A 22,154-nucleotide genomic window follows, 5' to 3' on the forward strand; every position below is an offset into this window, starting at 1 on the left:
TGCTCGGGCCGGCGGAACTTGATCGCGTTGCTGATGAGGTTCTGGAACAGCTGCCGCATGTGCATCGGGTCGGCCTCGAGCATCGGCAGCCCCTCCGCCTCGATCTTGGCCTCGTTCTCCTCGATGCGCACCTCGAGGTCGGACAGCACGGCGGTCAAGATCTTGTTGAGGTTGACCGGCGCGTGGCGCTGCTCCTTGGTGGTGAGCCGCGAGAACATCAACAGGTCGTTGATGAGGTCCTGCATGCGCTTGGCGGCCTCTTGCATGCGATTGACGTAGTCGCGGCCGGCCTCGGGCAGGAGCTCCTCGTACTTCTGGCGCAGGCGGTCGCCGAACGCCTGGATCTTGCGCAGCGGCTCCTGCAAGTCGTGGGAGGCGACCGAGGCGAACCGCTCGAGCTCGCGGTTGCTGCGCTCGAGCTGGATGGTGTACTCGCGGATCTGCTGCTCGGCGGCCCGCCGCGCCTCCTCCGCCTGGCGCTGACGGGTGAGGTCGCGGGTCACGAGCACGGTGCCGGTGATCCTGGTGCCGTCGAAGATCGGGCCCAGCCGGCTCTCGAAGGTGCCGTAGGTGTTGTCGGGGTAGAGGACCTGGGTCTCGTAGGTGAGCGTCTCGCCGGTCTTCACCACGTGGGCGAACCGCTGGCGCAGGGCCGGCCGCTCGTCGGGGGCGATCGGGGTGAACATGCTCTCGGGCCTGCCGACGAGCTGATCGGTGGGGATGCCCGGGACCTCGCGGTTGATGGTGAGGACGACACCGTCGAGGTCGGAGGTGACGACGAAGTCGGGGAGGCAGTGGACCAGCGCGTCCCAGCGGTGACCGATCCGCCGCAGATGGTCGCGCTCGGCGTCGTCCAGCCAGCGCTCGCGGGCGATCAGACAGACGTCCCCCGATTCGGGGGCCCGCAAGGCCCGGAGGTAGGTCAGGCGATATTCACCGTTGCCGGCGCGGAGCCGGGTATGCAGCTCCGCGGCCTGCCGTCCGAGGCGAGGTCGCCGAGCCAACGACCGAGGTGTTCGGCCTCCTGCGGGGGCAACAAGACCCGTCAAGGTCTGGCCCACGAGCTCGTCCGCCGAATGCCCGAAGGTGGGCTGCCAGCTGTCGTTGACGCGCGTGACGACGCCTTGCGAGTCCAGCAATACCGCCGGGTCGAGGCTCATGGCAAAGATGGGCTCGTGATAGCTCATGCGCGGCCGCCCTCCATCGAACGCCCCGGATGATGCCCGGCCGAAGCGGCGCAACATTGCGCGATCGCGCAGCGGGCGGATGCGACCCCATCCGCAGGATGCGACGACACCCCATATCTGCGACTCGCGGCCCAGGGCCGAGATTCGCCGCTGCGAGACCGCTGCGGGATCGTCGCGGAGGGCGATTGAGCCGACGGGCGCGGCCGACCCCAGAAGCGGTCTGGCGAGGGCACAGGGCTCGAATGCGCGCTAAGCCGCGGGGTGCCGATCGCATCCGGGCGCGGCCAGGTTATTCCCGGCATCGCCGTCGGGTACGGCGATTCGCCGGTGAGACCCAGGTGGGGCAGGGTGCGCGAATGCCGTCGGCGCCGCGCTGCGCCTCGGGGTTCGCCCGGACGACGCGACTTCCTTTCTCTTCTCGTTCGAGAAAGGGCGAGGCGAACCGATCCGCGGCCGGGCGCGCGAGACGCGAGACCCGCGGTCGAGTCAATCAGCGGAGGTGGGCGATCCCGACCGACGAGAGCCGGGCCTCGGGCGGCCCCGCCTCCGCGATCGTGCCGCCGAACCACTAGGCCGTCGTGGGCCAGCGCCGTCGATTCGACGTAGATCGCGGTCGCTCCGCCGCGCAGGCTCGCGAAGCCGGCGCCGTCGTAGACGAAGATGTTGCGCTGGCCGGAGTTCGGCCAGGCGAAGCCGGCGGCGACCACGTATTGGCCGCGGGCCAGCAGCGAATAGAAGGCGTAGCCGGCCTCGACCGGGCCGGGCTCGGGGGTGGCGACGTCGGCCCAGGCCGCGCCGTCCCAGCGGGCGAGGATCGGTCGATTGGGGGTACCGTCGTCGGCGGTGCTGGCATAGATCGCGCCGTCCTCGGCGTAGGCGACGGCGAGGACGCTGCCGACGATCCCGTCGGCCAGCGGCTCCCAGGCCTCGCCGTTCCAGTGGGCCACGCCGCCGGCCGGGACGCCCTCGGATTCGCTGAAGTAGCCGCCGACGACCGCCTGCACCGGCTCGCCCGCGGGGACCGGACGGAAGGCGAGCGAGGCGACGCGGCCATTGCTGGTACCGAAGACGGTCAGGGCGCCGCCGTCCTCGCGGGCGACGAAGCCCTCGCCGCCGCCGCCCGCGGCCCACAGCGCGCCGCGGGTCGAAGCCGACGGTGGCCACGCCGCCCTGCGGGAACGGCTCGCCGACGACCTGCCACGAATCGTCCGCGAGCCGCAGGACGCCGCCCTCGGGCGGCAGGTCGCCCTCGGGCGGCAGGTCGCAGCCGAGCACCGGGACGCCGGCGGCGTCGACCGCGAGCTGCCAACAATAGGCGTCGGCGGGGACCGGCGGACCGAGCGGGGTCCAGGCGCCGCCGTCGTCGCGCATGACGCGATTGTCGACCGCGACGCCGCCGGCGTGGGTCACGCCGCCCATGACGTGGACCGCATTCGGGTCCGCCGACGGCGAGCGAGCGCGTGGCGCCGGAGAAGCCGCGGCCGGGCTCGCCCTGGGCGACCCGTTGATCGTCGGCGCCCAGGGCGATGACGCTCTGGGAGGCGACCCCGCCGGCGCCGGCGAACGAGCCGCCGAGGAGGAGCCGGTCGCCGTCGACGAACAGGCGCTGGTGCTGGGCGTCCCAGATCGCGTCGGGGCCCTCGTCGCCGCACTTCAGCGGGGTGAACCACGCCGTGCCGACGCCGAGGCCCGGGTCGGCGAGGTCTCCAGGCGCCGCCGGCCCAGCGCGCCAGGCCGAGGGCCGGGACCGCGGCGGGCTCGCTGGGCGGGCCGCCGGCGGAGGTGAAGCAGCCGGCGACGTAGGCTCACCTGACCGAACGGCCAGGTCGGAGACGACCCCGCGGAAGCTCGGATTGGCCAGACCGCCGGCGACCGACTGCCATGATTGACCGGACCAGCGGGCGATGCCGCCGGTCTCGACGCTGCCTCGACCGAGAACAGGCCGCCGGCGTAGAGGTCGCCCTGGCCGTCGCGCGCCAGCGCGAACACCGTCGATTCCGGCAGGTCGAACGCGGTCCAGTCGGCGCCGTCCACGCGGCCACCGACTGCGCAGCGATGCCGCCGACGCCGGAGAAGGCGCCGCCGACCAGCAGCTCGTCGCCGTCGACGGTGAGCTCGAAGGCGCCGGTGCCGGTGAGCGCGCCGCCGGGCGGGGCGTGCCAGCCCATGTCGCCGTAGACCGCGAGGTGCAAGATGGCCGGCTCGTCGTCGAGCGAGAACACGCCGGCGACCTGGCTCGCCGTCGTAGAAGGCCGCTGCGCACCGCGCCGTGGAAGGTGCCGATGACCTCGAACTCGCCGCCGTCGGCCAGCAGCACCTCGCCCTCGCGCTGCATCAGGTCGAACGGCAGCGCCGAGTAAGTGGCGAGGGCGACCCGACCGCCGTCGTCGGCGGCCACCGCCGAGAGGGTGGGCCGCTCGGGCTCGACGCCGAGGCTCGCGTCTTCGATCCAGCCGCTGCCGTCGTCGCGCGCGAATGGATGGACCATGTCCTCGCCGATGTAATGGAAGTACCCGACGGCGAGCACGTCGCCGATCGGCGTCGCGGGCGAAGTCGTAGACCTTGGGGGTGAGGCCGTCGTAGCCGGCGAAGCCGGAGATCGTCAGGCCGTCGTCCCGCGCCGTCCTCCACGAGCGCCGCCGGCAGCGGAGCTCGTGGCACGCGAGCGCCGGCCCCTCGGTCGTCGAGGTGCCGGCGGTGGTCGAGCCGCTGTCGCTCTCGCTGTCGCCCTCGGTCGGATCGACGTCGGTGGTCGGGGCGCCGGTGGTCGGTAGGGTCGTGGTCGGCTCGCCCGTCGGCGCGGTCGTGGTCGGCCCGCCGGTGCTCGCGTCGTCGGTGGCCGAGGCGTTGTCGTCGTCGCCGCAGGCGAGCAGCGGAGCCCGGACCGGAAATCATCATCATGCCAAGGAGAGGTCGAAGGTGCATGGGTTTGCCATAGCATCCCTGGCGGACCGGCCCACGTGATTTCCGTGTGCGGTCATTCGCGCAGGCTGCGCCCGGGCGATCGCGCCCTCGGGTGATTGCGATGATTGGCTGGATCTCGATCCGGCGAATACCGGGAGCGAATGTTGGGTATGTGCGCACTGACGCCCTGGCGGCGTTCTGGGGCCGCGAGACCGCGTGAGGAAAGTTTTGGACAAGCCGAGCTCGCTGGCCCATCCTCGGCCAATGGGACTTGATGTTAACAGCTTGATGGTGACGGTCCGCGGTCTCTGCGCGGCGTCGATCGTTTTTTGCACCGCCTGCCCCGAGAAGGAGACCGAGTCGGCGTCGGGCTCCGAGTCGAACACCACCGAGGTGCCGACGACGGGCGAAGGGACGACCACGGACGCGACTGCGACGACGACGAGCGAGGGGACCGCGACGGAGGCGAGCACGACGACTCCGACGACCGAGGCGAGCGCGACGGAGCCGACGACGACCGCGACGACCGGCGAGGCGCTGTGCGAGGTCGACATGGCGGACTTCGAGGCGTCGTGCGACCAGGTGTGCGGGTGTTCGGCTCGTGCGACGCGGAGGTCGATCCGGCCGCGTGCGCCGAGAACTGCAAGATCGACACCCTGTTCAAGGACACGCCGGCGTGCCTGTGCAGCGGGACGGCGTGGAACACCTGCCGCGGCGCGCTCGACTGCGAGGGCGACGCGGTGGACCTGAAGGCGGGCTCCCCCTGCTTCGCCGAGGGCGCCGCCTACCTCATCCATTGCGCGGACTGCATCGTCCAGGCGGAGTTCCTCGCCGCGGATCGATGCGACACGATCGTCGAATGCCCGGACGTGCTCGGGGTCGCGTTCGTCTGCCAGGGCGGTACCTGCAGCTGCCACGACGGCGAGAAGGAGTTCGCCTCCTGCCCCGATCCGGGCCTGTGCGCCGGCATGGACGAGGCGGCGTTGAACGCGGCCGCCAGCGAGTGCTGCGGGGTCCCGTTCTGAGGGTCGTCGTCACGGCCGCGATCGGTCGGATGAAATCCGCGGGCCGCGTGTTGCCGCGGCCCGCGTGTGCCACCTTCTCGAGCAAATCGTCGAAAAGGAGGATCTCCATGGCACGCGGAAGCAAGGAAAAGTACACCGACAAACAGAAGCGCCAGGCCGAGCACATCGAAGAGGGCTACAAGAAGCGCGGCGTCAGCGAGGACGAGGCCGAGAGCCGGGCCTGGGCCACCGTCAACAGGGACGGGCGGCGGCAAGAAGTCGGGCAGCGGCCGCGGCAAGAAGGTCGATCGCTCGTCGTCGCGCAAGGGCGGCCGGATCGGCGGCAGCAGCCAGTCGGCCAAGAAGCGCAGCGAGGCGGCCAAGAAGGGCTGGGAGACGCGCCGCCGCAAGGCCGCGAGCGGGCGCAAAGAAGACGAGCGCGAAGCGGCGGTGAGCGCGTCGCGAGGTCGCCCGCGTCGACCTCGCGGGAGCCCGGGCGAAGCGGCGGTGAGCGCGTCGCAGGTCGCTCGCGTCGACCTCGCGGGAGCCCCGCGAAGGGCCGAGCCCGGCGGTAGAACAGCTGGACCTGGGTGACATCGACGTGCGGATGCCCGCGATCGATCACGACCCGGCCGGTGAGCATCCCCGGGCCGGGTCGCATGCATGTGCAAACAGACGAGCGGAGCGTCGCGCCGAATCGCCGCACTCGGCGGCGCGACGGACGAGCTCGGTCGTGGTGGCGGGCCCCTGTCCGTGGAGCGGGGCGAGCATCGCGGTGCGCTCAGCGACGCGCCGGGCAGACGAGGGCGATGCCGAGGGCGATGCAGAGGAGGCCGGAGCCGAGGAAGCCGAGGTCCCAGGCGAGCTCGTGCGCGCCGGGGTGGACGTGGTGGATGCCGAGGAGTTGGTGATCGACGAGGCCCTCGACGAAGTTGAAAAGGCCCCAGCCGAGCGACAGGCCGCCGACCAGGGTGCGCCCGCGCCACGGCACGTCCTCGCGGCCGCCGGCGCGCCACAGCAGGGCGATGCCGACCACCGTCATCAGCCAGGTCAAGACGTGGAACAGGCCGTCCCACATCATGTTGACCTTCATCGCCACCAAAGTGTCCGGCGGCAGCCGAGCTGAGCATTTGGTGCCACTGCAACAATGGTGGAAGAGGATGCCGTCGACGAAGCCGCCGAGGCCGACGCCGAGGGCGATCCCGGCGGCGACGAGCGGACCGTCGTGCTGCTTGTTCAGGGCCATCGCGGGACCTCCGGCTCGGCTCGCTGCGGCCGAGGCGATACACCAGAGCGATCACCACCGAGGCGACCAGGAACGGGGCGGCGACCCCGAACGCGTACAACCAGCGGTCCGGATCGGCCGCGATCGCGGTTCGGGCGGCGCGGACAGGGGCGCAATCGGGGCAGCCAGCGATTGCGCGAATGCGGCGAGCGCGAGCATGGCCGGTATGTAGCACCGGATCGCCGGCGAGCACGCCCGGGCAAGATCGGGGCTCGCGGACGCGCGCGCGGTCGCAACCCGCGCCACACTTTGTACATGCACGACGACGAAGACGACGACGTGACAGGCAGCGCCCGGGACTTTTCCCGGAGCGGCTGTCACTCCGACCCTGCGGTCGGCCGCGGCGGGATGCCACGGCTGCCCGCTCTACCGCAACGCCACGCAGACGGTGTTCGGCGCCGGACCCGGCGGCGCGCCTGATCCTCGTCGGCGAACAGCCCGGCAACGACGAGGACATCGCCGGGGCGCCGTTCGTGGGCCCCGCGGGCCGCGTGCTCGACCAGGGGCTCGAGCAGGCCGGCATCGCCCGCGACGACGCGTACGTGACGAACGTGGTCAAACACTTCAAGTGGGAGCGGCGCGGCGGTCGGCGCCTGCACAAGAGCCGAGCGCCCGCGAGATCGGGCGTGCCTGCCGTGGCTCGAGAAGGAGATCGAGCTCATCCGTCCGGAGGTGCTGGTGTGCCTCGGCGCGACCGCGGCGCAAGCGCTGCTGGGCCGGTCGTTCCGCGTGTCGACGATGCGCGGGCAGCTGATCGCCAACGACCGGGTGCCCCACGTGCTGGCGACGGTGCATCCGTCGTCGATCCTGCGCCAACCGAGCTCGGCCGACCGCCGCGCGGAGATGGCGAAGTTCACCGCGGACCTCGAGATCGTGGCCGGCGTGCTGTACGGGCGAGCCGAGGCGGCAGGCCGGCGCTCGTCGGCGGCGCGCTGAGGGGTGCCGTCGTGCGAGGCGCGAGGGCAGGCGGCATTCGCCGGCAACTCGGTGAGGCGGCGCGTCGCTCCGAGGAGGCTGTGGCGTCGCCGGCGGCGGACCCGCGGCGTCGCCTCGACCGCCAGCGACTGGGCGCTCGGCGGCGCCGACGAGGCCCTGTTCATCCTGACGAACGGCGTGTTCATCGACGAGTCGCAGTTCGACCGAGCGACCATCACCGGCCTCACCCGCGAAGGCCGGTGGATGGTGCGCGCCGATGGGGTCGTCGTGTACGGGCACCCGGCCTGGACGGACGAGACCGTGCGCACCGAGGAGGAGCTGCCGCCGTTGCACGCGGTCGCCGCGGTCGGCGACGAGGCGGTCGTGGTCGGCGACGGCGGCCTCGTCGGTCGCGCGCGGGAGGCCGAGGCGTGGGAGTGCGACCGGCGCTATCATTGATGGTTTCGTTCAATGAATGTCGGAAGGGACATGTCCTCGAGGCATTGTATGAAGGGTCGAACCAGGCGTGATAGCCTGTCCCGGTGGACATGTCGCTTCGGGCATGCGCCCGCCGGCCGGGTCACTCGAAGGCGTCGAGCGCCGGCAGGTCGGCCTTTTCGATCAGGCAATGCCACACGTACACGGCGACCCCGGGTCGCCGGTCCACAGGTGTAGCGGCCGCGGCCGTGCTCCTGGCGCATGCGCTCGCTCTGGCGAATGGCGTGCATAGCGAACGCGCGGGCGCGGGTCAGCCACAGCGGGTCGCCGGTGCGCCGACAGCTTGAGGAACGCGTAGCCGTTGCCGGCGGTGCCGTGACACAGGCCGGCGCCCTTGGCGAGCGGGCCGGCCTGCCAGGTCGCGCGGCCGGCCGCGAGCAGGAGCGCGTCCATCTCGGAAGATTCGCCGGGCGGGAAGTCGCTCAATGCGGTGACGATGCCCGGGGCGCCGTGGCACCATTGCATGAGGATCTTCTCGCGGCCGGGCGGCTCGGGGCCGAGCTGCGGCGGCCAGTTGGCGGCGTCGCCCTCGTGCCTGGCGGTGATCCGCAGGGTCTCGACGCAGCGAGTGAGCAGCAGCTCGCGGCGCTCGGCGGGCAGCAGCGCCTGCCCGCGCAGCAGCAGGTAGGCGTTGCCGGCGAAGCCGTGCCCGGCGCCGAGGTATTGCACGACGTCGCCGTAGAGGTCCTGCGTCCACAAGTGACAGGAGGGGCGCTCGCTCGGCAGCCAGGTCCGCCACAGCTGCTCGACGTTGGCGTGGAACAGCTCGCGCCAGCGCGGCTCGCCGGTCCATTGCAGCATGTGCAGGGCGCCGAGCATCGTGCCCGGGGCGGCCCACAACGCCTCGTTCGTGGGGTTGGGGATGTTGGCCTCGATGGCCGCGTACAGCCGCTCCGCGGCCGCCTCGGCGCGCGTCAGCTTCCACAGGACCAGGAGGATGCCGACCTCGCCGAGGTAGTAGGACGGCACGGCCTGGCCGACGTCGGGCGCCGCGAGGAAGGCGGCGTGGACGCGGGCGATAGGGTCCTCCGGCCCGAACGGGAGGCTCGCCGCGCCCTCGCGCGCCAGGTACCACATGGCCCACAGCGCCCGGCGGCGCCGAGGTAGATCGACTTGTATTGCCGGCGGGCGGCGGAGCTCCGACCTCGTCGAGCGGGTGCTCCGGCCACAGCTCGGACGGGCTGAAGCTCGCGGCGAGGTCGGCGACGATCGTGCGCACCGCGGCGCGCGCTCGCTCGGGGTCCCACGCCTCGTCGGTCAGCGGCTCGTGGCGGTCCGGCTCGAACAGCATGCGCCGCAGGCTAGTGCTGCGGGGCTGAAAACGCCAGAAGTCGGAGCGCAATCGCGCTCGGGGTGCTCAGCCGGCCGGACGACCGCACGTCATGGCGAGCACGGGCCGAGCCGCCGGATCGAGCGCTCGTCCTTCGTCGTCCCCGTCGAACGTCGACCCGCAGCCGAGACCGTGGCGATCGTCGTCCGCGAGGATCGCAGCTCCTCGACGAAGCCGTCGAGCGCATAACGACCCTCGGCCGTGCCGCTCTCGTCCCACTGCTCGAGGTCCGCTCCGGCGTACGTCTGCTTCGCGGCGGACGTCGTCCACGCGAGCTCCACGGCCGCGCCACGCGCGTCGTCGTGAAGCCTCGCCGTCCACCGAAAGAGACGCGCCGGCAGGAGATCGGCGGTCCCATAGCCGTTCGGGACGCCGAACTTCGGCACGTCGAGCTCCCACGATTGCGTCTCGCCAAGCGCCGGCTTCCGCGGTCGAGCCATGACGAGCAGCGCGTCGTGGACGTCGGTCCGAAGGTCTGCTCCTGCAGCAGCGCCGTTCGCGTCGGCTCGGGAGCAAACGTCACGCCGGAGAGCACGCCGCTCTCGTTCAGGTGGGCCGTGCCGTTCATAGAATGGATCTTCGAGAGCTCACCTCGGTATTCGTCGGCCGTGTGTCCCGACACCGGATCGAGCGAGAACTCCGTCACCTCGAACGCGATCGTCTTCGTGGCGTCGACCTTCAGCGTGTAGCCCATCCGGCGCTCACCATTGTCGACCGAGGCCCTCACCTCGAACGTGGCGCACGTAAATCGCTGCTGCGCGCCCGAGGCACTCGTCACGTCGTCACGCTCGACGTCCGTGGCCTGGGAGAGGCCTCCGGGGCGGTTTTGCTGGAGGCCTGCCGGAACGGCGTGCAGCCGACAGCGCACACGAAAAGCAGGAGGGGCGTCGTCTTCGAGCGTGTCTTCGATTCGTCTCCACTCCGCGTGGTTCAGACCGCGTCGCGGATAATACGCCGACCCTTCGGGTGGACCGACGAGGGTAAGATGCTGGCAGTAGAGCGATGGCGCGGCGCACTTGCGCCTGGCAGCGCGAGCACCGGTCGCGTCGGCCTCGCGCGGGCAAATCGGTGGTCTGTCCTTGGGACATATGAACGCCGATCAAGCGGCGCGCAGCGCGTCCTCGAGGGTCTGGAAGCACGGCACGCCGCGGAGTTCGAGGCCGGCGGCGAGGATCGCGTGCACGAGCCGGGGGTGGATCCCGCTGAGGGCCGACGCCACGCCCTGGAGGCGGAGGACGCGGAGGATCCGGAGCAGGCCTTCGGCGGCCGCGTCGTCGATGTCGGCGGCGCCGGTGAGGTCGAGGACGACGCGAGACACCCGCTGGCCCGTGGTGCGCTCCAGCAGCGCGGCGACTGCGACCTCGATGCGGTCGCGGTCGAGCTTGCCGATCAGCGGCAGCGCGAGGACGCCGGCGCCGACGCGGATCACCGGGGCCGCGAGGTTGCGCAGCTCGTCGGCCTGGGCGGCCAACAGCTCGCGGCTGCGCTCGAGCTCCTCGACGTGGGAGCGGCGCTCGGTGATGTCGCGCTGGGTGACGAGCACGCCCGGCCTGCCGGTGACCGGATCGAGGACGCCGCGGGCCTCGGTGTCGTACCAGTGCTCGCCGGCGGTGGTGCGGACGCGGGCGTCGGCGCGGTAGACGGCGTTGCCGGCGATGCAGGCGCGCAGCTCGGCGACCTGCGCCGGATCGACGAAGCTGGCGAGCAGCTGATCTCGAGTCTCCTCGGGCGCGACGGGGTCACCGAGAGCGCGGATCGCCGCCGGGTTGCGCAGCAGGGCCTCGCCGCTGTCGGCGTAATAAGACACGAGCTCGCCGATGTGGCGCAGGGCCTCGTAGCCGCGGCGCTCGGTGGTGTGGATCTCCTCGGCGCTGAGCGGCCGCGCCTCGACGAGCATGGCCAGCCGACCGGGCTCGCCGCGGCGCTCGGCGATCCAAACCCCGAGGCGCGGCACTCGGCCACCACCGGGGCGGGCGCGCCGGTCGGGTAGAAGGTCCAGCGCTCGGTCGCGACCTCGCCGCGCTCGAACCGGCGGAGCAAGGTCTCCATGCGGGTGAGCGTGGCGGCCGACGGGGATGCAGGGTGTTGCGCCCGATCCACTCGGGCAGCGAGGGCGCGTTCCACATCGCCAGCCCGGCGCGGTTGCACCACCACCTCCAGGCGTGCGGCAGGTCGACGATCCACATCGGCGTGCGCAGCCGGTCGAGGACGGCCAGGTCGTCGGGGGTGCAGGGGTTGCGTCGAGGTCCATGCGCGGCCGCGGAACCCTGGCATATCCCCGCAGACTTGCCGAGGTCGTAGGATGCGTGGCGGCGCCCAACGCGCTGCGGACTCGGGTGGAGCACGGCGGCGAGCTCGGGCGGCTCACGCCCTTCGTGCGCCGATGCTCGCCGGTGCTTCGCTGCATCGCCGCCGCGGCCCGCTGGTGCGGCGCGAGCGATCGTTCCGCGCGAACTCGAGGTCGTCCTCCTGCACCAGCGCCGCGAGGCGAGAGCTCGCGGGGCTTTCGTTTTGCACCCTGTCCGGCCCGGACACCGCGGAGGCGTCGTGATTCGGCTCGCATGGAAAGCGCGAGGGATGACGGGTCGGCGGCTCTCGTGCCGGTCGAGTCCGTTGGTCGACGAGCCGGGGGTTACGCTGCGGCAGGTGCCGGCTCGGTATGATCAATGTCCTTCGGGACATGTGCGAGCGTCGCCGTCGGGCCGCCGCGGGCGTCGCTCGCGGGTCACCCGGGCGCGCGGGCGCGGGCGACCAGGGCCAGGGCGTCGAGGAGGAGCTGCTGGAACGTGGCGTCGATCTCCGGGCCGGGCGTCAGGCCGAGGCCGCGGAGCCAGGTCTCCTTGCCGATGGCCCAGCCGTGGCCGGCAGACAGGGTGAGCAGCACCAGCAGCTCGATCGTCGCGCGCTCCGGCACCGGCGCGCCGGCGCCGGCCAGGGCGGGCGCTCGTGGGCCAGCACGTCGACCAGCGCGCGCAGCAGCCCCGCCCTCGCCGGCCCCGCGCGGGCGGTCGGCGTCGTGCAGGCGCAGCCACAGGAACAGGCGCACGCGGTGGGGGTCGGTGACGTAGGCGACGGCGAAGCGCTGGAGCGCCTGCACGTCGCCGGACTCGCGGGCCGCGTCGATCTGCTCGAGGATGGTCGCGGCCGCGAGGCGGTTGCGGCGGACGAACACCTCGCGGACCAGGCCGGCGTAGGTGCCGAAGTAGTGGGTCACGAGGCCGTGGTGACGCCGACCTCGCGGGCGACGTCGGCGAGCCCCACGTCCTCGGGCCCGCGCGCGGCCAGCAGGCGGTCGGCGGCGACCAGGAGCTCCTCGCGGGCCTCCTCCGGGCGCGGCGGCGGCGAGGCGCGCGAGGCGGGACAGGGCGGTCGCGGGCCACGGCGAGACCAGGCCGCCGGACCGGGCCGCTGTCAACCGTCGCGGGCTTTGTTATCAATTTGACAATAAAGCCGACGCGCTCACGGATCGACCACCAGCAGGCCGGCGACGCACATCTCGTCCTGCGTGCCCTCGCCCCAGCGGGTGACCGTGTCGCGGGTGCGGGTGTCGTAGCTGCAGCGGAGGGTCAGGAGGTCGGCCGGGTCGAGGCGGATCGGCTGGTCGTAGAAGTAGAGGCGCTGCCAGTGGAAGTCCCAGCGCGGCACGCGGACCAGGCAGCCGGCGCCCGAGGGGCCGGCGCGGTCCAGCTCGAGGGTGCGGCCGAGCGTGTGCATGTGCGGGAACAGGCCCAGGAGGTCGACGGGGCCGGTGAGCTTGCCGGCCTGGCCGAGCTCGACGTCGAGGCCCGCGTGCGCCTCGGCCTGGCCGGGCGGCAGCTCGAGCAGCAGGTCGACGAGGCCGACGAAGCGGGCCGCCTTGACGCCGCCCTCGACGACCTCGAGGTCGACCTCGCTGCGGTCGGTCAGGTCGCCGCCCGCGAGGGTGTTGTAGTGCATCTGCAGCACCAGCGGCGCGCCCGGCTTGAGGCGGATGCCGGTGCCCGGCGGGTAGTGCGTGGCGCCGCCGCCGGGGCCCAGGCCGCGGCCACGGCGGCCGGCACCTGGGCGGTGCCGAAGCAGGTGTAGCCGGGCCCGGGTTCGGCGTCGTCGAGCGCCTGCACCTGCGCCTGGGCATCCTCGCCCTTGGGCGCGTAGACGATGACGTGGTGGACGACCGCGGCGTTGCCGGGCCGGACCGCGAAGCCGGTGACGAACCGCTCGGGGCCGTCGGCCGGGGCGCCCTCGACGACGAAGCAGCGGTAATCGTCGGGCTGAGCGGCGTCGGGGACGTAGGGCTCGGCCATGGCCACGGTCAACAGCTCGCCGGTGAGCCCGGGCAGCGGCGCGGGCTCGGGCGCCGGCGCCTCCGGCCCTTCGGGCGCCCCGGCCTCGTGCCAGGCCGCGAGGGTGGCGAGTCCTCGTCGCTCAGCCACTGGGCGTCGCGGAAGCGCCGCAGGCGCCGCTGTTGTCGGCCGAGAACGGCGGCATCTCGCGCGCCGCGGTGGCGGCGACGATCGCCGCGGAGAACGGCGCCGCGGCGGCGTAATCGTCGAGCACGAACGGGGCGATGCTGCCCGGCTTGTGGCAGGCGACGCAGTGACGCGCCAGGATCGGCGCCACGTGCCGGGTGTAGCTGACCGGCGGCTCGGCAGGGTCGGCGGCGCCGGTGTCCGAGTCGCCGGTGGTGGTGGTGTCGAGGCCGCCGTCGGGGGCGCCGCAGGCGAGCAGGGCGCTGGCCATGAAGGGGGATGGGAGATCGGGGCATGGGCCCAGTGTGAAATTTAATTATCAAGTTGACAATAAAGATCGACGCGCGAGCGGTCGCGCGCCGGCGGGGCGGCGGGGCCCTCGTTCGGGGCGGGCGCTCGAGGTACAAGGCGGAGTGCGATCCGATCCGCTGGCCGGCTTCTTCACCGCCGACGCGGCGGCGATCCTGGGCGCGCAGGACCGACTGGCCGCGGCCGACGAACCGCGCGCGCGCGTCGTCCATCCGGGGCCGGTGCCGTTCTTGCCGGGCATGCGGACGGCTCGCGCGGGCCTATGGTCGGAGCCGTTCTTCGGGCCGATCGAGGCCCGCGATCCGGCGGCGTGGGGCGTGATCGAGTTGCCGGTGGCGGTGGTGCATCCGGGGCTCGTGCCGGCGATCGCCGCGGCGCTCGGGCTGCGCGAGGTCGAGGTGCGAGCGGTGGCCGCGATGACGGCGTGGCTCGACGCGGAGGGGCGGGTGCGGACGCCCCCCGGGCACCCGGGCGTCGACTCGGGGCTGGACACGTGGCTGCACGCCTGGCCGCCGGACCCGCCCGACCGGGAGCTGCGCCGGCTCGAGGCCGCGTGCGATCCGGGGTACGCGGACCGCCTGGTCGAGGTGTACGCGGCGCTGGGCATCGACGCCGAGGTCGTCGAGCGCGACGACGAGTCGTGGCAGGACGAGGCCTACGCGAACACCGGGCCGGCGGCGCTCGCGGCGGCGCTCGCGGCCAGAGTGGGGCCCGAGGCGGCGGCGCGGCTGCTGGTGGGGCGCGTGCCGGTGCCGCCGGTGGTGGAGCGGCCGCTCGAGCGGCGCCCGGGCGGGGTGCTGGTGGCCGGGGCGCGCAGCGGGTCCCTGGCGGAGCTGCTGCGCGCGGCGGTGCGGCTGGGGCGGCTCATCGAGCTCCACGCGCCGCCGATCATCGAGCACCACGACACCCTCGTGGTCCAGCGCGCGCTGCAGGCGGTGCTGGCGGCGTGGGACGCGAGCGAGGCGCCGGCGCCGACCTGCGACCGGGAGCTGCCCGCGGCCGCACGCGGGCCGAACGAGGCGCCGGTGTGGCCGGTGCCCGAGACGCACGCCCAGCGGCGACGCCGCGCGGGCTGGCGTTCGTGGCCGCCGACCGGGCGGTGCTGGCGACATCGACGGCGAGCTTCGAGGTCGACCTGAAGACCGGGGCGCTGCCGCGCTGGTGGCCGAGCGCGGGGCTGTCCCTCATGACATGTCTCGAAGGCAATGTGCTGTACGCCGCCGGCTGGCAGTTCGCCTGCTACGAGCTGGCGCGCGGGCGCTGGTGCTCGGGGCGCTGCCGGCCTGCGTGCCGTTCGTGTTCGAGGAGCTGCAGGAGGCGTCGTTCGGATCGAGACGGCGACGGGGCGGCGGCACCGGCTCGACGCGCTCGGCGACTACCCGGTCGAGCTGCGGGTCACGCTGGCGCGCGCTACCTGGCGGCGCGCGACAAGCACGGCGACGGGGCGGTGTACCGCTTCGACGGCGAGCTGCAGCTGCCGCTCGACCTGTACAGCCAGCACGTGCCGGCGATGTGGCCCGAAGGACAGCTGCGCGACGCGACGGAGGACGAGTCGGACCGGCTCGACGACACCGCCTGGGCCGAGACCGGGCTGGAGGCGCTGGTGCTGTGCGAGGCCCGCGACGCGTGGCGGCGGGTCCAGGACGGCGGGGTGGTCGAGGCGACGACGATGCTGTTCCGGGTGCCGTTCGCGATCTCGGCGGCGGCGTTCGACGCCAGCGGAGCGAGGTGCTGCTCGCGGGCGAGGCGGAGCTGTGGCACGTCGCGCTCGACCCCGAGCCGCGGCTCTTGGCGCGCTTCGATCTGCAGCCGCTGCGGGCGATGCTGCTGGGCCCCGAGGGCCGCTCGCGGCCGCGGGCCGACGCGCTCAACGCGGCGCTGTGTCGCCACGGCACGCTGGTCGGAGTGGGCGACGTCGACGAGTCCGAGCGGCGCGGCTCAACACCGCGTCGACGTTCGACGAGGCGAAGCCGCTCGGCCTGCGCCGCGCGCGGACCTCGCCGCGCACGCGCAGGGGGTGAAGCGGGCGCGCAAGCTGCCGCGGCTGTATCCACCGAGGTGATCGACCTCGGCGATCAGCGGCGGTGGTTGGCGACGGGGCTGAGCGCGGCGGGGCGCTTGGCGGCGGTGCACATGTTGTTGTCGGCCGGGCGGGCGCCGAAGAACAGGTCGTCGCCGTCGCGCTTGACGAGGTCGTAGTCGGCCGGGCAGTCGGAACCGGGGTACTGGCCGAAGCCGGCGCAGCCGGTCCCCAGCACGTCCTGGGCGACGCCGGTGGCGAAGTCGGCGGCGCCGCAGCCGTCGAGCGGATTGAGGTAGTCGCGCAGGCCGTCGACCTCGGGGCGGATCGTCTTGGTGGTGAAGCCGAAGCGGGCCTCCCACGCGCCCTCCACGGCGGTCGACGGCCGCTCGAGCTCGTAGGGGCCCTCGATGTGGACGGTGACCAGCTTGGTGGCGCAGGCGTCGTCGGCGTGGGTGACGTAGTCGAGCTTCCACGCGGCGTCGTCGAGGTCGAAGTCGAGCCGCAGGTACTGCGTCGAGCCGTCGGCCTGCGGGCTCGGCAGACAGTCGCTGACGTACCGCCCGGCGATGTCGGGGGTGGCCTCGGGGTTGTCGAGGTCGTCGCCGCCGTCGCACCCGTGGGCGCAGGCGAGGGCGAAGGCGGCGGTGAGCAGGGCGGGCGCGAGCAGCTTGGCGGTCGTCATGCCCGCGACTGTGCGCCCGGAGCATGGCATCATGAAGCTCATCGTCGTCATGTCAGCCATGAACGTCATTCATACGTCGGGGATCGATCTGGGCCACCTGCGCGTGCTCGACGTCCTGCTGCGCACGCACAGCACGGTCCGGGCCGCGCGCGAGCTCGGGCTGACGCAGAGCGCGGTCAGCCACGCGCTGCGGCGGCTCCGTGAGGCGCTCGGCGACCCGCTGTTCGTCCGCGTCGGCCGCAAGCTGGCGCCGACCGAGCGCGTGCTGGGACTGCGCGTGCCGCTGGCCGAGGCGCTGGCGGCGGTGGGGCGGGTGTTCCAGGCCGGGGCGGCGTTCGAGCCGGCGGCGCTCAAGGCCAGCTTCCGCATCATCGCCGCCGACTACGCCGAGCTGGTGGTGCTGCCGCAACTGCTGGCGGCGCTGGCGAGCGAGGCCCTGGGGGTCGATCTGGTGACGATGGTGGTCGGTGACGCGGTCGAGGACGTGATCCAGCGCGGCGAGGCCGACCTGGCGCTCGGGGCCTCGTTCGCCGAGCGCGGCGGGCTGATGCTGCGCCCGCTGTTCCGCGATCCGTTCGTGGTGGCGATCGCGGCCGAACACGCGCCGGGGCGGCTGACGCTCGAGCGCTACCTGGCGGCCCGCCACGTGCTGGTGGCCCCGCGCGCGCTGCCGGGCGGGGTGGTCGACAACCGGCTGGCGAGCCTCGGCCGCGCGCGCCGGGTGGTGCTGCGCACGCCGTGCTTCCAGACGGCGCTGGCGATCGCGGCTCGCACCGAGGTGATGGTGACGGCCCCGCGCAGCCTGGCCCTCGAGTACGCCCGCCACGCGCCGGTGGTGACGTTCCCGCCGCCGCTCGAGCTGCCCGAGGTCCGCTTCGGGGCGCTGTTCTCGGCGTCGCGCCAGGACGACGTGGCCCACAGGTGGCTGCGCGAGCGGGTGGCGGCGCTGTTCCCCGCGAAGCCGCAGCGCAAGCGATGAGCGCTCGCCCTGCGTGCGAACATTGACTGGAGTTCAATGATAGCGAGTCCTCGCGACTCCGGACGACGCGCTCGGGTGATGGCCGAGCGTGTCGGCGGGGACGGCCCGAACTGCGCGCGCATGCAGTGGCGGATCGACGCAGACGTCCTGGAGGCCGCGGCCCACGATGCGTCCGGCGACGCGGGGCTGAATCGCCGCCGACACGCGCGTGGTGCCGAACCGCGACTGGTGCCGAACGACCTCTCACCGTCAAAGTCCACACTTCGGTCTCCTGAACACACGCGCTTCACGGGCCATCTCGGAGTGCTCGCTTTCCGCCCTTCCGCCGCGCTTCGGCGTGCGATAGCATCCGGCGATGAACATGAAGGTCGGGGTCCTTGGATTGTCGGTGGGGTTGCTCGCGTGCGGGAGTGCGAAGAGTGGCGAGGTCACCGACGGGGCCGGGAGCAGCGAAGGCTCCGCCGGCACGGACGGGGTCAGCGGCAGCGAAGGCTCCGAAGGGCCCGATGGCCCACCGGCTCCGCAGGCTCCCAGGGGAGCGGGGACTCCGACGGGCCCGAGCCGCCGCCCGACGACTGCGTGGGCGAAGGCGTCGACGACAGCACCCCGTTCTCGGACGTCTACCGCGTGAAGCACCTGGCCGACACGACCTTCGAGGGCAAGCCGTACCCGATCATCACGGCGATGCCGTGGACCTACACGCTGTCGGCGGTCCAGTGCGGCAAGGACTTCCCGGTCGAGGAGACCGAGACCCACTACATCGTCGACAGCGACTTCGAGGTCCCGTACCTCAAGGGCGTGACCGACGAGGTCGCGTGGATGCCGGGGGCGAAGAACAAGGGCTGGGCGATCGGCGAAAACGACGACCCGGCGGAGAAGATCGCGGAAAACGGCGGGATGCGGCCGTTCGTCTACCACGTGAACGCGGGCTACGAATACGGCTATTCGACGTACAACCAGGATCCGCTGCCCAACGACCCGATCAACTTCACCGGCTTCCGGCCGACGTGGGTCGTCCACCCCGAGGGCGATGCCTATAAAATGTTCTTCCTGATCCCGAGGCGCCCGACTCGCAGGGGTTCGAGTGGCCGCGCCACGGGCAGGGCTGGGAGCTCACTTCGGCCTTACGTCGATCCCGAGGGCCGGGTCTACGTGCCGAAGCCGGAGCGGGCGACGGTCGCCAACCATGACGACGGCTGGGACGATTATCACGCGTGCGTGACGATCAACCTGGCGAGCGCGCCGGTGCCGACGACGCGCACGCAGTTCCCCGGCAACGAATCCTACTACCCGTCGGAGACCTTCCTGCCCGGTACGCCTCGGCCGGCGCGCCGGGGCACAAGTACTGGGGGCACAAGGGCCGGCCGATGGAGGAGGTGGCGATCTGGGAGGACGACGGCGCGCCGGGGCTCAACTCGCCCGGCAACTTCCACAAGCCGTACTCGGGCGGCTGCGATCGGGCCGGCTACAACTTCGCCCACGCGGAGGGCTTCACGTGGCCGGAGCTGCGCGCGGCCAGGACGGAGATGGGCGACATCCCGACGCGCGAGCAGCTGTACAAGATCACGCTCTACCGCTACCTCGGGCAGGAGGACAAGACGGAGCTGCTCGGGACGCTGTCGTACGAGCAACAGGCCAATCAGGAGTGGATCCCCACGGGCGAGGGCCCGGAGGTGCATTCGCTCAACGACAAGAACGGCCGCTTCATCGTCAACGGCCCGGTGTTCCAGGACCGCGGCGATCACGTGTTCGCCATCATCGAGGACATCTGAGCCGACGACGGGCGAAGCGAGGCTGCCATGAAGAATCTTGTTCATGCCGTGGGCCTGCTGGCGCTCGCTGCGGCGTGCGGATCGAACCCGGAGCAGTCGTCCGCGGGCGGCTCGACGGCGGCCGGGGGTTCGACGTCGGCGGGCGAGCCGACGTCGGCGGCCAGGAGTTCGACGTCGGCGGGCGAGCCGACGTCGGCGGGCGAGCCGAACACCGGCGATTGGGACGACCTCGACGAGCCGCACGCGCCGCCGCATCCGCCGGTGGAGCCGGACAACGACGGCGAGCCGACGCGCGGCGGGACGTTGACGTTTACCAACATCGGCGCGCCCGGCTGGTGGGGCCGCCGGATCGAGGCCGAACCCGACGATCCGCGCTGCGACGTGCAGTCGGAGGTCATCGATTTCTGGGTGGGGCGAGGAGTTCGCTGCCGCACCCGGCACGAGGTCACGTCGGATCGGCTGACGCCGTTCAACGAGCAGCTCCACCTCGTGATCGAGGGGCCGCTGCGGGTGAAGGCGCTGGCGGTGTATCAGCCGCTCGGCGCGGGCGACGGGCCGTGGGCGATCCGCTCGTTCTGGGACCGGCGCGCGCCGGAGCAATCGTACAACCTCCATCTCTCGGGCCCGAACGGGGCGCCGGCGTTCGTCGGGGACCTCGGCAACAACTGCGCGTATTATGCGATGCAGGAGCGGCCGTTCCCGTGCGGCCCCGGGAGCGATCCGTACTGCCCCGGGTCGGCGCTCGACTACTACGGGTGGCCCGGCTCGAAGCTGGTCGTGCTGCTGGCGTCGATGCCGTACGCCGACGAGCCGACGCTGCAGCCGCTGAGCTGCATCGGCGACGGCGAGGACGAGCGAGAGCAGGACGCGCCGTGGATCGGCGTGTCACCGTCCGAGCTCAATCGTGATGGTTGGTCGGGCTACCACCCGTGCCACTGCTTCAACAACACCGACGGCGGGCAGCTCGGCGACGGCTGCGGCCAGATCAACGTGTTCGAGGTGATCGCGGAGGCGTCCGGGCCGCAGTGGGGCAACCGCGACATCATCAGCACGGGCATCCGCTCGTATCAGGTGGGGTCGCTCGGGGGAGTGACGTGCGGGATCGCGTCGTGCGCGATCGAGCAATCCCGACCGACGCGGACCTGGTCGACGTGAACAGCCTGACGGCGATGGACCACGGCGCGGTCATCGACGCCGACGCGCCGGCGATGGCCGCAGGGCCGGCGTGGCGGCGGCCCAGGACGACCGCTATTATCTGTTCCTGATGGACGAGAACTCGCGCACGGTGCAGGTCGCGGTGATTCATCCGAGCGAGGTGCCCGCCGCGGCGCAGGCGATCGTGCCGGCCCTTCCCAACGTGATCTCGCGCGCGGTGGTCGACGGGTTCGAACTTGCGCCTGCCGCAGTGAGGGCGGTGGCGAGGCGCTATGAATATTCCATGCCGGGGTCGAACTCGATCCATAGCAGCTCGTCCTCGTAGACGAAGCCGCTGGCCGAGACCTCCAGGGAGGCGAGGCACAGCCGCGCCAGGTGGCCGCTGCTGCTGCTGAGCGCCTCGCGCTTGTCGATGAGCGCGTGTACGCGGGTGCCGTCGGCCGTGATGCCGGGGGCGAGCGCGGCGGCGACGCGTGCGCGCGTGGGCTCGTCCACGCGGTCGCCGAGCAGGTCGACGCCGGCTGCGCCGAGGCCGATTCGCAGGTTGCTCTGGCGCCCCGCCGGCGTCGACGCGATGTCGATCTCGCCGCGGCGGTGCCCGTCGAACCGCGCGAGCAGGTCGAGCAGGGCGAGGACCGCCGACAGGGCGTCCGGATCGCCGGCGCGCAGCACCCGAGCGAGCTCGGGCAACAGCGCGGGGGCGAGGTCGACGCGCCGCCCGGTGGGCTCTGCCGACTCGAAGGGGCGGGTCACGATCTCGTGGTCCTCCAGCGACAGCGGCAGGTGGGGGGCCTCGTAGGTCGGGACCGTCACGAGGCGGCGGTGCGGATCGTGCGACCGCCACCATTCATACGAGGTGCGAAGGACGTGAGTCGTAGGCCCCACCACTCCGGCTCGGCCGGCTCGCACCGCTGGTGCTCGAGCACATGCGGCATTCCTTCGTGCACGAGGACGATGTCGTTGGTGGTGATGTAGATCAGCCCCGTGACGTATTGCAGCGCGAACGCATCGATCTTCTCGAACACCCTGCCGGCATGAGGTGCACCGTCCACCAGTCCCTGGTCGCCGGGGCGGTCACGCTCGTGGCAGTCGGCTCGGGGGCAGGTCGCCGATAGGGGCTGTCGCTCTCGGTCGCCGGCTCGGGTGTCGCGGTGGGCGTCGCGGCGGGCGGAGCGGCGGGCGGGAGGGTCCACGGAGCCAGCGAAGCAGGCGCCCGAACATGCGGGATACAGTAGCCGCGTCCGGGTAGATCCGGAAGCACCGACGTTAGGGCGCACCGGCGCTCACAGGACGTTGCGCAGCAGCGCCAGGGCGACCCACACTCGAGCAGGGCGGTGAGGGTGGCGCTGAGGCGGAGGAGGTCGAACGGGCCGCGCAGCATGCCGACCGCGTGGCCGAGCCGCGCGGCCAGGAACAGGCCGCCGGCCCAGCGAATGGTGGCAGCGCAGGCGCTCGATTGTTCATAGAAGAACAGCAGGAGCACGAATGGCAGCACATGCTCGAACGCGTTGGCGTGCGCGCGGATGGCGCGAGTCATGCGTTCGTCGCCGCCGTCGCCGAGCCGGATCTTCAGGCGCATGCGCGTGACGGAGGTGTTCACGGCCAGCAGCGCGACGAGGAGGAGCAGGAGGGCGGCGAAGACGGGCGTCTCGGAGACCATGCC

21 protein-coding genes and 4 pseudogenes are annotated in these 22,154 nt (G+C 72.4%); 11 read left to right on the top strand and 14 right to left on the bottom strand.

Going from position 1 to position 22,154, the window contains the following annotated elements; genetic code table 11:
- Window positions 1-212: 212 nt before the first annotated feature.
- Window positions 213-1,244: pseudogene (locus OV079_RS60425) on the bottom strand (sensor histidine kinase); the annotation flags it as partial.
- Between the two features lie 2,640 nt (window positions 1,245-3,884).
- On the opposite strand from OV079_RS60425, the gene OV079_RS52820 reads away from it, so the two are divergent.
- The 3 genes and pseudogenes from OV079_RS52820 to OV079_RS60430 form a co-directional block, all read left to right on the top strand.
- Window positions 3,885-4,151: a hypothetical protein gene (locus OV079_RS52820; RefSeq protein WP_267778281.1), complete on the top strand. Its 267-nt coding sequence runs from the start codon at window positions 3,885-3,887 to the stop codon at window positions 4,149-4,151.
- Between the two features lie 512 nt (window positions 4,152-4,663).
- On the top strand, window positions 4,664-5,116 hold the full coding sequence (locus tag OV079_RS52825; RefSeq protein ID WP_267778282.1) for a hypothetical protein: 453 nt from the start codon (window positions 4,664-4,666) through the stop codon (window positions 5,114-5,116).
- 107 nt (window positions 5,117-5,223) lie between these two features.
- Window positions 5,224-5,506, top strand: a pseudogene (locus tag OV079_RS60430) (plasmid stabilization protein); the annotation flags it as partial.
- Between the two features lie 370 nt (window positions 5,507-5,876).
- Here the strand turns inward: OV079_RS60430 and OV079_RS52830 are convergent.
- Complete coding sequence (locus OV079_RS52830; protein ID WP_267778283.1) at window positions 5,877-6,341, bottom strand: DUF2243 domain-containing protein; 465 nt, start codon at window positions 6,339-6,341, stop codon at window positions 5,877-5,879.
- A 179-nt stretch (window positions 6,342-6,520) separates the two neighbouring features.
- On the opposite strand from OV079_RS52830, the pseudogene OV079_RS56970 reads away from it, so the two are divergent.
- A pseudogene (locus tag OV079_RS56970) lies at window positions 6,521-7,316 on the top strand (UdgX family uracil-DNA binding protein).
- A 51-nt stretch (window positions 7,317-7,367) separates the two neighbouring features.
- Window positions 7,368-7,754: a hypothetical protein gene (locus tag OV079_RS52845; RefSeq protein WP_267778285.1), complete on the top strand. Its 387-nt coding sequence runs from the start codon at window positions 7,368-7,370 to the stop codon at window positions 7,752-7,754.
- Between the two features lie 162 nt (window positions 7,755-7,916).
- Here the strand turns inward: OV079_RS52845 and OV079_RS52850 are convergent, their stop codons facing one another.
- Window positions 7,917-8,870 (bottom strand): lanthionine synthetase C family protein, encoded by a 954-nt coding sequence (locus tag OV079_RS52850; protein WP_267778286.1) that lies wholly within the window; start codon window positions 8,868-8,870, stop codon window positions 7,917-7,919.
- Between the two features lie 303 nt (window positions 8,871-9,173).
- The gene (locus OV079_RS52855) at window positions 9,174-9,563 is read right to left on the bottom strand and encodes a hypothetical protein (RefSeq protein ID WP_267778287.1); all 390 of its coding nucleotides are present in this window, start codon (window positions 9,561-9,563) and stop codon (window positions 9,174-9,176) included.
- Window positions 9,564-9,680: 117 nt separating this feature from the next.
- Here OV079_RS52855 and OV079_RS52860 point away from each other — a divergent pair, with 117 nt between their 5' ends.
- Window positions 9,681-9,812 carry a hypothetical protein gene (locus OV079_RS52860; RefSeq protein WP_267778288.1) on the top strand — a complete coding sequence of 44 codons (132 nt, stop codon included), beginning with the start codon at window positions 9,681-9,683 and terminating at the stop codon, window positions 9,810-9,812.
- A 410-nt stretch (window positions 9,813-10,222) separates the two neighbouring features.
- Here the strand turns inward: OV079_RS52860 and OV079_RS52865 are convergent, their stop codons facing one another.
- The 6 genes from OV079_RS52865 to OV079_RS52885 form a co-directional block, all read right to left on the bottom strand.
- Window positions 10,223-11,077, bottom strand: coding sequence for an STAS domain-containing protein (locus tag OV079_RS52865; protein ID WP_267778290.1), 855 nt, complete (start codon window positions 11,075-11,077; stop codon window positions 10,223-10,225).
- A 771-nt stretch (window positions 11,078-11,848) separates the two neighbouring features.
- On the bottom strand, window positions 11,849-12,337 hold the full coding sequence (locus OV079_RS52870) for a hypothetical protein (protein ID WP_267778305.1): 489 nt from the start codon (window positions 12,335-12,337) through the stop codon (window positions 11,849-11,851).
- Complete coding sequence (locus OV079_RS60435; protein WP_420829617.1) at window positions 12,334-12,429, bottom strand: TetR family transcriptional regulator; 96 nt, start codon at window positions 12,427-12,429, stop codon at window positions 12,334-12,336. The genes OV079_RS52870 and OV079_RS60435 overlap by 4 nt, the downstream gene beginning before the upstream one ends.
- A 153-nt stretch (window positions 12,430-12,582) precedes the next feature.
- Window positions 12,583-13,059: a monooxygenase gene (locus tag OV079_RS52875; protein ID WP_267778306.1), complete on the bottom strand. Its 477-nt coding sequence runs from the start codon at window positions 13,057-13,059 to the stop codon at window positions 12,583-12,585.
- On the bottom strand, window positions 13,026-13,535 hold the full coding sequence (locus OV079_RS52880; protein WP_267778307.1) for a hypothetical protein: 510 nt from the start codon (window positions 13,533-13,535) through the stop codon (window positions 13,026-13,028). Before OV079_RS52880 ends, OV079_RS52875 begins: the two co-directional genes overlap by 34 nt.
- On the bottom strand, window positions 13,528-13,842 hold the full coding sequence (locus OV079_RS52885) for a hypothetical protein (protein ID WP_267778308.1): 315 nt from the start codon (window positions 13,840-13,842) through the stop codon (window positions 13,528-13,530). Before OV079_RS52885 ends, OV079_RS52880 begins: the two co-directional genes overlap by 8 nt.
- A 142-nt stretch (window positions 13,843-13,984) precedes the next feature.
- Here OV079_RS52885 and OV079_RS52890 point away from each other — a divergent pair, with 142 nt between their 5' ends.
- Window positions 13,985-15,019 carry a hypothetical protein gene (locus OV079_RS52890; RefSeq protein WP_267778310.1) on the top strand — a complete coding sequence of 345 codons (1,035 nt, stop codon included), beginning with the start codon at window positions 13,985-13,987 and terminating at the stop codon, window positions 15,017-15,019.
- Window positions 14,962-15,942 (top strand): hypothetical protein, encoded by a 981-nt coding sequence (locus OV079_RS52895; RefSeq protein WP_267778312.1) that lies wholly within the window; start codon window positions 14,962-14,964, stop codon window positions 15,940-15,942. The genes OV079_RS52890 and OV079_RS52895 overlap by 58 nt, the downstream gene beginning before the upstream one ends.
- 13 nt (window positions 15,943-15,955) lie before the next feature.
- Here OV079_RS52895 and OV079_RS52900 read toward each other — a convergent pair whose 3' ends face one another.
- Window positions 15,956-16,585, bottom strand: a complete 630-nt coding sequence (locus tag OV079_RS52900; protein WP_267778313.1) for a hypothetical protein — start codon at window positions 16,583-16,585, stop codon at window positions 15,956-15,958.
- 31 nt (window positions 16,586-16,616) lie between these two features.
- Here OV079_RS52900 and OV079_RS52905 point away from each other — a divergent pair, with 31 nt between their 5' ends.
- From OV079_RS52905 to OV079_RS52915, 3 genes and pseudogenes are all read left to right on the top strand, one after another.
- Window positions 16,617-17,564: a LysR family transcriptional regulator gene (locus OV079_RS52905; protein ID WP_267778315.1), complete on the top strand. Its 948-nt coding sequence runs from the start codon at window positions 16,617-16,619 to the stop codon at window positions 17,562-17,564.
- Between the two features lie 1,367 nt (window positions 17,565-18,931).
- The gene (locus OV079_RS52910) at window positions 18,932-19,336 is read left to right on the top strand and encodes a hypothetical protein (protein WP_267778316.1); all 405 of its coding nucleotides are present in this window, start codon (window positions 18,932-18,934) and stop codon (window positions 19,334-19,336) included.
- 27 nt (window positions 19,337-19,363) lie between these two features.
- Window positions 19,364-20,745 (top strand): annotated as a pseudogene (locus OV079_RS52915) (DUF2403 domain-containing lipoprotein).
- Window positions 20,746-20,761: 16 nt separating this feature from the next.
- Here OV079_RS52915 and OV079_RS52920 read toward each other — a convergent pair.
- The 3 genes from OV079_RS52920 to OV079_RS52930 are packed head-to-tail and all read right to left on the bottom strand — an operon-like array spanning window position 20,762 to window position 22,151.
- Window positions 20,762-21,304: a hypothetical protein gene (locus OV079_RS52920; RefSeq protein ID WP_267778317.1), complete on the bottom strand. Its 543-nt coding sequence runs from the start codon at window positions 21,302-21,304 to the stop codon at window positions 20,762-20,764.
- Window positions 21,301-21,516 (bottom strand): hypothetical protein, encoded by a 216-nt coding sequence (locus OV079_RS52925; protein WP_267778319.1) that lies wholly within the window; start codon window positions 21,514-21,516, stop codon window positions 21,301-21,303. Before OV079_RS52925 ends, OV079_RS52920 begins: the two co-directional genes overlap by 4 nt.
- Window positions 21,468-22,151, bottom strand: a complete 684-nt coding sequence (locus OV079_RS52930; protein WP_267778321.1) for an MAPEG family protein — start codon at window positions 22,149-22,151, stop codon at window positions 21,468-21,470. The genes OV079_RS52925 and OV079_RS52930 overlap by 49 nt, the downstream gene beginning before the upstream one ends.
- Between the last annotated feature and the right edge of the window lie 3 nt (window positions 22,152-22,154).

It is taken from the genome of Nannocystis pusilla (assembly GCF_026626665.1).
Lineage (GTDB): Bacteria > Myxococcota_A > Polyangia > Nannocystales > Nannocystaceae > Nannocystis > Nannocystis pusilla.